The sequence below is a fragment of the Actinoallomurus acaciae genome, from assembly GCF_042429965.1.
Classification (GTDB): domain Bacteria; phylum Actinomycetota; class Actinomycetes; order Streptosporangiales; family Streptosporangiaceae; genus Actinoallomurus; species Actinoallomurus acaciae.
Map to the genome: position 1 here is coordinate 1 of NZ_JBHLZP010000232.1, position 12610 is coordinate 12610.

Annotated in this window: 11 protein-coding genes; 4 read left to right on the plus strand and 7 right to left on the minus strand. The window is 71.0% G+C overall.

Annotated features, from left to right (window positions below):
- Both ACFFNX_RS27125 and ACFFNX_RS27130 read right to left on the minus strand, forming a co-directional pair.
- Positions 1–897 (minus strand): serine/threonine-protein kinase (locus ACFFNX_RS27125; RefSeq protein WP_378208155.1); only part of this gene is annotated, 897 nt, incomplete at its 3' end.
- Positions 898–977: 80 nt separating this feature from the next.
- Positions 978–3080 (minus strand): MMPL family transporter, encoded by a 2103-nt coding sequence (locus tag ACFFNX_RS27130; RefSeq protein ID WP_378208158.1) that lies wholly within the window; start codon positions 3078–3080, stop codon positions 978–980.
- A gap of 110 nt (positions 3081–3190) precedes the next feature.
- On the opposite strand from ACFFNX_RS27130, the gene ACFFNX_RS27135 reads away from it, so the two are divergent.
- The gene (locus ACFFNX_RS27135) at positions 3191–3907 is read left to right on the plus strand and encodes a TetR/AcrR family transcriptional regulator (protein WP_378208161.1); all 717 of its coding nucleotides are present in this window, start codon (positions 3191–3193) and stop codon (positions 3905–3907) included.
- A 213-nt stretch (positions 3908–4120) separates the two neighbouring features.
- Entirely contained in the window at positions 4121–4369 is a 249-nt protein-coding gene (locus tag ACFFNX_RS27140; RefSeq protein WP_378208164.1) for a hypothetical protein, read from the plus strand.
- Positions 4370–4467: 98 nt separating this feature from the next.
- Here the strand turns inward: ACFFNX_RS27140 and ACFFNX_RS27145 are convergent, their stop codons facing one another.
- From ACFFNX_RS27145 to ACFFNX_RS27165, 5 genes are all read right to left on the minus strand, one after another.
- Positions 4468–5652 carry an extracellular solute-binding protein gene (locus ACFFNX_RS27145; protein WP_378208166.1) on the minus strand — a complete coding sequence of 395 codons (1185 nt, stop codon included), beginning with the start codon at positions 5650–5652 and terminating at the stop codon, positions 4468–4470.
- A gap of 290 nt (positions 5653–5942) precedes the next feature.
- On the minus strand, positions 5943–6257 hold the full coding sequence (locus ACFFNX_RS27150) for a hypothetical protein (RefSeq protein WP_378208169.1): 315 nt from the start codon (positions 6255–6257) through the stop codon (positions 5943–5945).
- Between the two features lie 566 nt (positions 6258–6823).
- A complete protein-coding gene (locus ACFFNX_RS27155; protein ID WP_378208172.1) occupies positions 6824–8314 on the minus strand; it encodes a CoA-acylating methylmalonate-semialdehyde dehydrogenase in 1491 nt (496 codons plus the stop codon).
- Between the two features lie 58 nt (positions 8315–8372).
- The gene (locus tag ACFFNX_RS27160) at positions 8373–9635 is read right to left on the minus strand and encodes an aspartate aminotransferase family protein (RefSeq protein ID WP_378208174.1); all 1263 of its coding nucleotides are present in this window, start codon (positions 9633–9635) and stop codon (positions 8373–8375) included.
- 100 nt (positions 9636–9735) lie between these two features.
- Positions 9736–10011: a 4a-hydroxytetrahydrobiopterin dehydratase gene (locus ACFFNX_RS27165; RefSeq protein WP_378208177.1), complete on the minus strand. Its 276-nt coding sequence runs from the start codon at positions 10009–10011 to the stop codon at positions 9736–9738.
- Between the two features lie 201 nt (positions 10012–10212).
- On the opposite strand from ACFFNX_RS27165, the gene ACFFNX_RS27170 reads away from it, so the two are divergent.
- Entirely contained in the window at positions 10213–11841 is a 1629-nt protein-coding gene (locus tag ACFFNX_RS27170; RefSeq protein WP_378208180.1) for a PucR family transcriptional regulator, read from the plus strand.
- Positions 11842–11892: 51 nt separating this feature from the next.
- The coding region (locus ACFFNX_RS27175; protein ID WP_378208182.1) for a P1 family peptidase at positions 11893–12610 on the plus strand (718 nt) is incomplete at its 3' end.

The window sequence follows — 12610 nt, forward strand, 5'->3', positions numbered from 1 at the left end:
CGGCGGCCAGGGAGGCGACTGCGGCGGCGGGGCGGCCGGACGCGGGTCCGCCCCCTGCCGCGGCCCCGGCGGTCGTTCCCGGTCCGCGATGGAATCGAGCGGACCACGGACGGCGTCGGCGGTGAGCCGCTCCGCGGGGTCCTTGCGCAGCAGGCCCGTCAGCACCTCGGTGAGAGGCCCGGCGTGGACGGGTGGGGCGGGGTCCTCGGTCGCGATGGCGACGAAGACGGACCCGTGCGTGGGGCCGGAGAACGGCGGATGACCCTCGACGGCGGCGTAAAGAGTGGCGCCCAGGGACCACAGGTCCGACCGGGGGGTGGCGCGGTCTCCGCGCACCTGTTCGGGTGCCATGAAGGCCGGGGTGCCCAGGATCGCGCCGGTGTGAGTGAGGGTGACGTCGCCGTCCAGCATCGCGATGCCGAAGTCGGTGAGGACGGCCCGGTCGCCCTCGAGGAGGACGTTGGCGGGTTTGATGTCGCGGTGCACGATGCCCCGCCCGTGAGCCGCCGACAGGGCCGCCAGCACCTGCCGGCCGATCGCGGCGACCTGCGGGGCGGGCAGCCGGCCCTGCCGGCGGAGCACGTCCTGCAGGGAACCGCCCTGGATGAGCTCCATGACGATCCACGGGCGCCCGTCGTCGCCCACCACGCGCTCGTACACCGTCACGATGCCCGGGTGCCGGAGCCGGGCCGTCGCCCGCGCCTCGCGCTCCATCCGCGCGTACCAGACACGGCGCTCGTCATCGCCTACCTGGTCGGGCAGACGGAGTTCCTTGATGGCCACGAGGCGATCCAGGTCGGTGTCCCGCGCCCGCCACACCGCGCCCATCCCGCCCCGGCCGAGCGGCCCGAGGATCTGGTACCGGTCCGCCAGCACCATCCCGACACCGTTGTTCATATAAGGAAAATAGCGCCAGACGGAGGTGATCCGCCTGACGCGTTTTCCCGAACCCGTCCTCCGCAGGACGGTGACGGGCCCTAACCGGCCTCGCTGATCGCGACCCGGGCATGCAGACGGCGCAGCGGCCCGGGCAGCCACCAGTTGGCCCGGCCCAGGAGGCGGATCGTGGCCGGCACCAGCAGCGCCCGTACGAGCGTGGCGTCGATCACCACGGCGGCGAGCAGCCCGACTCCGATCAGCTTGATGAACATGATCCCCGAGGTGGTGAAGGCACCGATCACGATGGCCAGGAGCAGCGCGGCGTTCGTGATGATCGCGCCGGTGCGCTGCAGACCGGCGGCGACCGCGGCGGTGTTGTCCCCCGTACGGTCCCATTCCTCGCGGATCCGGCTGAGCAGGAACAGCTCGTAGTCCATCGACAGCCCGAAGGCCACCGCGAGGATGAGCACCGGCTGCGACGCCTCCACCGCCCCCGTGGAGGTGAAGCCGAGCAGACCGGCCAGGTGCCCGTCCTGGAAGCCCCAGACCATCACGCCGAACGCCGCGCTGAGCGACAGGGCGTTCATCACGAGCGCCTTGAGCGGCAGCACCACCGAGCCGAGCGCGGCGAACAGCAGCGCGAACGTCACCACGCCGACGAACAGCGCGGTCCACGGCAGCACATGGCCGAGACTGCTCAGCAGGTCCACGAGTTCGGCGCTCTGGCCGCCGACGTACACCCGTCCCGGGGCGGGCAGCGCGCGGATCCGCTTGACGAGGTCGCGTGCCTGCTGCGACTGCGGGTCGGCCGACGTGCGCACCGCGATGTGCGTCGCGCCGCGGCCCGTGCCGGCGACGTCCGCGCCCGCGACCCCGCGCACGCCCCGCAGGCGGCCGACGTAACCGTTCAGGTCCGCCTTCGCGACGTCGTCCGCGACGACGACGTCGATCGGGGACAGCGCGCCGTGGGAGAAGTCGCGGTCGAGTGTCGCCGAGACGGCGCGCGGCTCGGCGCCGGGCGGCAGCGCGCGCACGTCGATGCTGCCGAACCGGATGCCGAGGAACGGCGCGCCCAGCACGAGGAGGACCAGCACCGAGCCGGTGGCGTACGCGACGGGCCGCCGCATGACGCTGCCCGCGAGCCGTGACCAGGCGCCTCGGTCCTTCTCCTTCCGTGGCCCCCGTCCGAACCGCAGCGCGTCGACGCGACGGCCCAGCAGCGCCAGCAGGGCGGGCAGGATGGTGAGCGCGGCGAGCATGTCGACGAGCACGACCGCCATGCCGCCCAGGCCCATCGACCGCAGGAACATCTGGGGGAAGAACAGCAGGCCGCCGAGCGCGATGGCGACCGTGATGCCGGAGAAGGCGACCGTGCGGCCGGCGGTGGCCATGGTCCGCACCAGCGCCTCCCGCTCGGAGTCGGTGCGGCGCAATTCTTCGCGGTAGCGGGTGACGACGAACAGGGCGTAGTCGATGGCCAGGCCGAGCCCGAGCATCGTCACGATGTTGATCGCGAAGGTGGAGACGTCGGTGGTGAGCGTGATCAGCCGCAGTGCGGTGAAGGCACCGAGGATCGCCACGCCGCCGATGGCCAGCGGCAGGAGCGCCGAGACCAGGCTGCCGAAGATCACCACGAGCAGGACCAGCAGGATCGGCGTGGAGATCATCTCGGCGCGGGCGAGGCCGGCGGAGGTCTGCCGGCTCAGCTCGGCGTTGGTGCCGATGACGCCCCCGCGCCGGGTCCGCAGTCCCGGCGCGGCCAGGTCGTCGCGGATCCGGTCATAGGTCTTCAGGCGTTCCTGCAGGTCGGCGCCGGTCAGCCGGATCGCGGCGTACGTCGCGTGCCGGTCGCGCGAGACCAGCGCCGGAGAGCCGCTGTTCCAGTAGGTGGTGACGTGGGGCACGTCGGCCGAGGGCAGGCGGGCCAGCGTACCGGTGACGGCGCCGCGGAACGCCGGGTCGTCCACGGTCGTGGACGAGCTCTCGTACAGCACGACCAGCTCGTCGTCGGCCGGGCCGATCCGGTCGTTGATGATCTTGGCGGCGTGAGAGGAACCGGAGCCCGGATCGTCGAAGCCGCCGTTCTTCAGCGCCCCGAAGACCCCGGTCCCCCACACGGAGGCGGCAGCGATCAGGATGAGGCCGCCGGCGATCACCCATCGGCGTCGCCGCTGGACGAAGCGGCCGAGAGATTCGAACATGCGCTGCTCCCCGAGTAGCCTGTTAGCGGCGATAGCAAGAGTTAACATCGTTTACTGGTGAACGGCGTTTACTAAAGCACACACCGTTTACTGCCGTCAAGGGGAGAGCCGTGCCACCGACCCGCCGGGAACGCCTGCGCGACGCGACGCTGCTGGAGATCAGGGAGGTGGCGAGGGAGCACCTGCGCACCCACGGTCCGTCCGGCATCTCCCTGCGCGGCATCGCCCGAGACCTCGGCATGACCGCCCCGGCGCTGTACCGCTACTACGCGAGCCTCGACGATCTCCTGGCGGCGATGATCGAGACGTACACGAACGAGATGTGCGACGCGATGGAGGCGGCGCGCGACGCGATGCCCGCCGACGAACTCGGCGGACGGCTCGTCGCGGTGACCCGCGCCTTCCGCGACTGGTCGCTGGACCACCGGCCGGAGTTCGCCATGGTCTTCGGCGCGCCCGTGCCGGGCTTCACCGAGCCCGAGGACGGCCGCGTGCAACTGGCCGGTGAGCGGATGGGCGCCATCTTCTTCACCCTGTTCTTCGAACTCTGGCGGCGGCAGCCGTTCGCCGTACCGCCGGACGAGGAGATCCCGGCCCCGCTGAGGCGTCAGCTCCGGATGTTCGCCGCCGCGTGCTGCGGAGAGGACGTCGATGCCCCGCTGGGCGTCATCCGGCTGTTCGCGGCGTCCTGGGTGCGCCTGTACGGCTTGGTGGCCATCGAGGTCTTCGGCCAGATGAATTTCATGCTCGACGACATGGACCCATTGTTCGAAGCCGAGCTGAAGGACCTGGCGAAGACCATCGGACTGAAGAAGGAAGCGATCTAGAACTCGCCAGCACTACGTCGGCAAGAGGGTACGACCAGGTGGTTTGTGGTCGGCAATCCGTATTCTGGCTCGGTGGGACGGTCGCGGCGTACGGCAATCCGCACTGGGCGCGGTTTTGCCGTGCTTTGCAATTTCGGCGACTGATTAAACACCTTCCCGGCGATAGAAATGGAGCCGAAGCGGAGCCGACGAAGTTGGGGGGAGCTGAGCTTCATGGCCCGTTCCGGTCCGACATTCGATCCGGACGGTCTGACCGCCGAGCAGCGCGACGGGGAGGCCTGCGTCGTGTGCCACAAGAAGTGGCCGCGGCCGAGGGCCCACGTCGGCCGGCTGCCGGACGACTCGCGGGTGTTCGCGTGCGACGACTGCGTGCCGGCCCTGCGGATCATCCCGCAGCCGGTACGCCGACGAGCGGGCGCGCGCCGGGAGACCAGGCGAAGCGAGAGCCTGACCAGAGCCTAATTGGAGAGCGTCCTGAGTCCGGGGGGAGCCCAGGACGCTCATGAGAGGCGCGCGCCCGGCGGGGGCGGCCGGGCGCGCGCCCCTTCACCTGTCCGGGGTCATCCGCGGGCGTCCTGCCAGGCGCGGTTCCAGTCCGCGTAGCCGGCGCAGCTCTTGTTGTTCGCGCAGCTCGCCGCCGGCATCCGGGCGAACATCACCTTGCTCAGGTAGCCGCGGTCCCCCACGTGGTAGGCGCTGCAGAACTGCGGGCGCAGCCGGTCGCGGGCGCAGGCGTCCGGGTTCGCGGGCGCGACGCCGTCCCACTCGGCCACCTGCTGCTGCACCTCGGGCGAACTCGCCCAGTTGAGCCACTGGTACATGCAGTTGGGATGGTCGGCGCGGGGACTCATCATCCACGCGTCCATCCAGCCGGTCACGCCCTCGCGCGGCGTCACGCCCGCGACCGGCCGTCCGCTGCGGCTCAGCACGTCGACCTGGTACGGCCAGACCTCGCCCAGCGCCGCGTCGCCGGTGGCGAACGCCGCGATCGCGTCCGAGGGGTTGAGCCAGTAGGTCTTCACCATCGGCCGCTGCTTGGCCACCAGCGAGGCCGCCGCGGCGAGCTGCTTGGGCGTGAGCGCGAACGGGTCCTTGATGTGCAGCCTGTGGTTGTGCGAGCGCAGGTAGAGCGCGGCATCGCCCAGCGTCAACGGGCTGTCGCGCACGACCAGGTGGCCGGAGTACTTCTTCGCCTGGGCCGGGTCGAACAGCGCCGCCCAGCTGTCCGGCTGCGGGCGCACGGTGCGCGGGTCGTACATGAGGAGGTTCGCCCCCCAGGTGAACGGCACGGCGTAGCGCTTGCCCTTCACGGTGAGCTGGGAGCGGAGCTCCGGTTCGAGATCCTTGTAGTCGTCGATGAGATCGGTGTTGATCGGCACGGCCTGCTTGGAGGCGATGAGCTCGCCGGCGATCTCCGGTGTGGCCGCGACCCCGTCATAGTGGAGATTCGGCTTCGACATCAGGTCGAGCATCTCCTGCGGGTTCGCCGCGTACTTCATCTTGACCTGGCACTTGGTCTTCTTCTCGAACGGTGTGATCCAGTCGACGCGCGGGTCGTTCCCGCCGCTCTCGGCATAGCCGTTCCAGCTCACGAGGGAGACCTGGCCCTCGCTCTGACCCATGGTCTGCGCCGCCCGCACCTCTTTGGTGCGCCGGCCGGCGTCGTCGCCGCCCCCGCCGCTGCAGCCCGCGAGACCGAGTGCGGTGGCCAGTACGGCCGCCGCGAGCATCCGCGAACGCCTCATGCCGCTCCGTTCGTCGCGTTGGAACCTCTGCGGTGAGCGTAACGACGTACGCGGGCGGATGCGTACGGGGCCCGGATCAACGCCGGCGAAGAAGCCCGGAGGGAAGAAGGAGAAGGCCCGGACAACCGCGCCGGGGGCTACGCGGTTGTCCGGGCGTCATGCGGCCTCGGGAGAGCACCCCTCTGCAGTCACGCCTGTCACGGAGGTGTTGGAGGGGGAGGCGGCGCGACTGAAAATCGCTCGCCCGAGACCGCGGCTCTTGGGAGCGGCGGCGGCCGGCGGATGGGTGGTCATCGCAGGCCGCCGTGCCACGCGGCCGCCGGCACGCGGGCCGCCCGCGACGCCTCGGCCTCGCCGAAGAGAATGCCGCCCGGCTGTGGTGACGGGCCCGGCACGCGGCGACGCGCCTGGATGACCTCGATCGACTCGACCAGCTCCTTCACGTCGGCGGCCTCGATGAAGCGGTCCGCTCCCCGCTCGTGCGGCGGGAGCGCCCACCAGTGACGAGTCGCCTGCCCGAACCAGATCGTCCAGTGCGGGTAGCGTGCCGCCAGCATGGCCAGTAACGAATGCGGCTGCTGGTCGAGCGATTCGTCGGCAGACATCGGGGCTCCCTGACAACCGGGGAACGTCTTATTTTTTGCGAGAAGCAAAAGTCGACAGTACGAAGTGTGTCGTATGCCACAGAGGAGGTCAAGAGCCCTAGCTATTATTTGTAGTTTGCCCAGTCAACGAAGTTAGGCAGGGCAAAATCGCTGTTCAACGCCACGCTCGGCATGGCGACAGGAATGATCTCCCCCGCCGTCCGCAGACCGCGTTCGGGCGGCGCCGACCGGGCCGCGCTCCGTCTTTGGACCTGTTGAGCGGTCCCCCTGAGGCCATGGTGACCTACTCGGCGGCCGGTGACCACCCTCCGAGGCCGCCCCTATCGGCCACATCACCGTGGACCGTGTTTCGCCCCGCCCGGAAAACCCGCAGCGTACGCCGCGAAATGTGGATCCCCGTGTTTTCCGCCCGGCGAAAAGGTGAGCGCAGGTAAGCGTGCGCAAAATCCCGAAAACGACGCACCTTTATTGGGGGTCGCGAAGCCATCGAGAACTCCGGCGGCCCGATCAGGGCCCGTCACGGCATGGCGCTGTCCGGCCCCGGGCATCGGCCCGGGGCCGGCCGGTCAGCCGTTCGTGGGGAAACCCAGATTGACCCCACCGTGCTCGGGGCCGAGCCAGCGGGCGGTGACGACCTTGCCCCGCGTGTAGAAGTGCACGCCCTCGGTGCCGTGGACGTGGGTGTCGCCGAAGAGCGACGCCTTCCAGCCGCCGAACGAGAAGTACGCCATCGGCACCGGGATCGGCACGTTCACGCCGATCATGCCGACCTCCACCTCGTTCTGGAATCGGCGGGCGGCGCCGCCGTCGTTGGTGAAGATCGCGGTGCCGTTCCCGTACGGGTTGTCCGCGATGAGCGCCATGCCCGCGTCGTAGGACGGCACGCGCGCCACCGACAGGACCGGACCGAAGATCTCGTCCCGGTAGCAGGCCATCTCCGGCCTGACGTGGTCGAGGACCGTCGGCCCGAGCCAGAAGCCGTCGCCCGGCGGCAGCGTGTGCTCGCGCCCGTCGACGGCCAGGGTAGCGCCCTCGGCGACGCCTCCGTCGAGGTAGGAGGCCACCTTGTCGCGGTGCTGCCGGGTCACCAGCGGGCCCATCTCCGAGTCTGGCGACGTCCCCGGGCCCACGCGGAGACGCGCGACCCGTTCCTTGATCTTGGCGACCAGTTCGTCGCCCACGGGGTCGACGGCGACCAGCACCGAGATCGCCATGCAGCGCTCCCCCGCCGACCCGAAGCCCGCCGAGACGGCGGCGTCGGCGGCCAGGTCGAGGTCGGCGTCGGGCAGCACCAGCATGTGGTTCTTGGCCCCGCCGAGCGCCTGCACCCGCTTGCCGTGCGACGTGCCGGTCTCGTACACGTATCGCGCGATCGGCGTGGAGCCGACGAAGCTCACGGCGCGTACGTCCGGGTGCGTGAGCAGGGCGTCGACGGCCACCTTGTCTCCGTGCACGACGTTGAACACGCCGTCGGGCAGACCCGCCTCCTGCCACAGCTCGGCGAGCCGCACCGCCGTGGAGGGGTCCTTCTCCGACGGCTTGAGCACGAAGGTGTTCCCGGTCGCGATCGCCACCGGGAACATCCACATCGGCACCATCGCCGGGAAGTTGAACGGCGTGATGCCCGCGACGACGCCGAGCGGCTGGCGGATGGAGTAGGAGTCGACGCGGGTCGAGACGTTCTCGGAGAAGCCGCCCTTGAGCAGGTGCGGGATCCCGCAGGCGAACTCCACCACCTCCAGCCCGCGCGCCACCTCGCCCGCCGCGTCCGACCGCACCTTGCCGTGCTCGGCGCTGATCAGCCCCGCCAGCTCGTCCCGGTGTTCCCGTACGAGCTCACGAAAGGCGAACAGGATGCCGGAGCGCTTGCTCAGCGAGGCCTCGCGCCACGAGGTGAACGCCTCCTTGGCCGTCGCCACGGCCGAGGAGACGTCGTCCGCGGTCGCGAAGTCGACCTGCGCGCCCACCTGCCCGGTCGCGGGGTCGTACACGTCGCCCCGGCGCTCGGCGGTGCCCGTCCAGGGCTTGCCGCCGATCCAGTGAGTGATCCGGTTCACGAGTCCTCCTTCGCCGGAGGGGTGACCACTGGGGCGCGCCCTTCCTCGCTCCGCCCGGTCATGAGATCTCTTCCAGCGCGTCGATCAGAATGGCCAGGCCCTCTTCGGCCTCGTCCTCGGTGAGCGTGAGGGGCGGCGCCATCCGGATGGTGTCGCCGTACAGGCCGCCCTTGCCGACGAGCAGCCCGCGGGCCTTCGTCGCCTCCAGCAGGCGTTGCGCCGCCTCCTGGGAGGACAGCTCGACGGCGAACATCAGGCCCTTGCCGCGCACGTCGGTGACGACGTCGAGCCGGGCGCCGGCGGCCCGGAGCCCATCGATGATCCGCTCTCCCACCTTGGCGGCGTTCGCCTGCAGGTCGTGGTCGAGGATGTAGTCGAGCGTGGCGTTCGCGGCCGCGGTGGAGATCGGGTTGCCGCCGAACGTCGACAGCCCGGTCGCGTGCAGCGCGTCGAGGAGCTCGCCCCGGGCGACCACACCGCCGATCGCGAAGCCGTTGCCGAGCCCCTTGGCGAAGGTCATGACGTCGGGCGTCACACCGTGGTTCTGGATGCCCCAGAAGTTCTGCCCGGTACGGCCCCAGCCGGTCTGCACCTCGTCGGCGATGAACAGGACGCCGTGCTCGGCGAGCACCTCCTGGTACGCGGCGTACAGTCCGTCGGGCGGCGCGGTGAAGCCGCCGACGCCCTGGATCGGCTCGGCGATCAGCGCGGCCACGTCGCCGCCCACGACGGTGGCGAGGTTGTGGCGCAGGTCGTCCACGCACACCTTGATGTAGTCCGCGTCCGACAGCCCGCGGAACTGCGCCAGGTGCCGGTCACCGCCGTGCAGGAAGTAGACGCTGAGCGGCGACAGCGCGCTGTTCTTCCACGAGGCGTTGGCGGTGATCGACGTGGCGCCGAACGACCGGCCGTGGTAGCTCTGCCGCATCGCGAACACCTGGTTGGTCTTCCGCGTGTACGTCGCGAGCAGCAGCGCGGTCTCGTTCGCCTCGGTGCCGGAGTTGGTGAAGAACACCTTGGCGTTCTCGATGCCGGAGAGCCGGGCGATCTTCTCCGCCAGCTCGACCTGCCCGCGCAGGAGGTACAGCGTCGAGGTGTGCACGACGCCGGTGGCGAGGCGGCGCTCCACCGCCTCGCGTACCTCGGCGATGTCATAGCCCAGGGTGTTGGTCACGATGCCGGCGAAGAAGTCGAGGTAGGTACGGCCCTCGGCGTCGGTGACACGGTTGCCCCTGCCGCTGACGATCTCGATGGGCTCGTCGTAGTAGAGGGTCACCCAGTTGGGGATGACCGCGCGATGGCGTGCAAGCAAGTCCGACATGTCTAGAGTCTTCCTGCCTTCCCGTGCCAAGCGCCAGGCGGCACAGTGTCAGGAATCGTGATCGGCGCCTGGCAGCCTGTCATGCCCGGCGGGCCGACGGTCACAGCGCGTTGAGGCGCCGGGCCAGCCGGAAGTCGTGCTCGGTCAGGCCGCCTGCGGCGTGGGTGGTCTGGGTGAGGACGACGATGTTCCACCGGATCTCGATGTCCGGGTGATGGTTGAGCTCCTCCGCCACCTCGGCGACCCGGTTGACGTACGCCATCGCCGCCTTGAAGTCCTGGAACTTCACCGTGCGGACGATGGAGTCCTCGACGAGCTCCCAGCCTGGCGTCGAGGCCAGCTCACGCTCGATATCGGCCGCTCTCAGCTGCTGCATCTTCTTCTGGCGCGGACCCGGGGCGCGGGCCCCGAATGCGGCGCCTCCTCCTCACAGGTTGGTCGCAGGAAGAAAACCGTCGCCGGCTGAACGTAGCCTGCCCATCGGTGGCAAGAGTAGGCCTGGCCGAGGTCGGGGCGCCGGCCTCCCTCCGGCCGGCCACGGCCCCCGACCCCGCAGACCGTTGATACCATCGCGAATGTGCTGCGTCTGGCCGATGTCCTGCGGCTCGACGCGGTCCGGCGCGGCGATCCCCGTGTGGTCGCCGGCGCGGACCGACTCGATGCCCGCGTACGGTGGGTGCACAGCGCCGAGGTCACCGACATCGCCCACCTCCTGCGCGGGGGCGAGCTGGTGCTCACCACGGGCATCGCGCTGCCGGACGAGCCCGCGCGGCTGCGGGCCTACATCGCCGAGCTGGCCGAGGTCGGTGCCAGCGGGCTCATCGTGGAGCTGGGGCGCAAGTACGCCAGCACGCTGCCCGCCGCGCTGATCTCCGCCGCCGAGGAGTACGGCCTGCCGCTGATCGCCTGGGCGCGCGAGACGCCGTTCGTCGACGTCACCGAGGCCGTGCACGCACAGATCATCGACGCCCAGCTCGCCGAGCTGCGGGCCTCGGACAAGCTGCACGAGGTCTTCACGCAGCTGTCCGTGGACGGGGCGCCGCCCGAGGAGGTCGTCCGCCAGGTGGCCCGGCTGTCCGGCCGTCCGGTGGTGCTGGAGAACCTCGCCCACCAGGTGCTGGCCGCCGACACCGCGGGCGCCGACCCGGCCGAGCTGCTGTCGAGCTGGGAGACCCGCTCCCGCGCGGTGCGCACGGATGAGCGCACCGCCTACGACGCGTCGTCGCAGTGGCTCGTGACCGTCGTCGGGGCGCGCGGGGAGGACTGGGGACGTCTCATCATCGCCGGGGAGGGCCCGCCGTCCCCGCGCGACGGCGTCCTGATCGAACGCGCGGCGACGACCCTCGCACTCGGGCGCCTGCTGGACCAGCACGCCCAGAGCCTCGAACGCCAGGCCCACGGCTCGATCATCGCCGGGATCCTCGCCCACGCCTACTCCGACCCGCAGGAGGCCGCGGCACGCGCGCGTGCCCTCGGCGTGCCGCTCACCGGACGCCGTCTCCTCGGCATCGTGGTGCTCCCCTGCCCCGTCGGCACGGCCGAGCTCCCGCCGCTCGTGGAGCTGGCCGACGCGACCGCCGCCGCCTGCCGTGACGCGAATCTCGCCGCCCTCGTCGGCACCCTCGGCGAGGGTTCGCCGCAGGCGCGCGTCGGCGTCCTGGCCTCGCTGCCCGCCCGCGCCGAGGACGAGCGGATCCTCCGCGAGGTCGCCGGGCGGCTGCGCGCCCACCACGCCGTCGGAGGGGACGCGGGGCACGGCTTCGTCATGGCGGCCGGGTCGACCGTCGAGTCGATCCGCGACGTACGGCGCTCGTTCCTGGAGGCCGAGCAGGTCGCCGACGTGGCCGCGCGGCGCGGCGACGACCGGCCGTTCTACCGCCTGCCCGACCTGCGCCTGCGCGGGCTGCTGCACCTGCTGCGCGACGACGCCCGCCTGCAGACCTTCATCGAACGCGAGCTGGGCCCGCTGCTCGCCCACGACGCCCGCCGCGGCGGCGACCTCGTCCACGTGCTCGCGCTCTACCTCGACAGCGGACGTAACAAGGCGCTCGCCGCCCAGCGGGCCCACCTGTCACGCCCGGCCCTGTACGAGCGGCTGCGCCGGATCGAACGGGTCCTCGACACCGACCTGGAGGACGTGGAGTCCTGCGTGTCGCTCCACGTCGCCCTCCTGGCGCTCGACTCCGTACGACGGGACCGCTCATGAGCGAGCGCGACGCGACGACCGTAAGATCACCCCGCCGACGAAGGAGAATTCTTGCGACAACGCGCCCGTGACCTGGGAATCCGAATCGGCACCGCGGACACCGGACCGGCGAACGCGATCACCGACGTGGCCGGCGTCCGGGTCGGCCACACGACGATCATCCGGGGCGACGGGCCGCTGCGCGTCGGTGCGGGCCCGGTCCGTACCGGCGTGACGGTGATCCTCCCGCACGACGGCGTGATGGAGGATGAGCCGCTGTACGCCGGGTTCCACTGGCTCAACGGCAACGGCGAGATCACCGGTACCGCGTGGATCCACGACGGCGGCATGCTCACCACGCTGATCGGGCTGACCAACACCCACAGCGTCGGCGTGGTCCGCGACACGCTCATCGACCTCGAACGCCGGGGCCGCGGGCACGGCTCCTGGGGGCTGCCGGTCGTGGGCGAGACCTGGGACGGCGTCCTCAACGACATCGACGGCGCCCACGTGACCGCCGCACACGTACGCGAGGCGTATGAGGCGGCGGCGCGGAGCGGGCCCGGCGAGGCGGTCGCCGAGGGCGGCGTCGGCGGCGGCACCGGCATGATCTGCTACGGCTTCAAGGGCGGCATCGGCACGTCCTCGCGCGTCGTGGAGGGCGGCTGGACCGTCGGCGTGCTCCTGCAGGCCAACCACGGCCGGCGCGAACGCCTCACGGTCGACGGCGTTCCGGTTCGGATCGACGACGTGCCGCGCCCGGTGCCGCCGGCGGCCGAGGGCGCGGGCT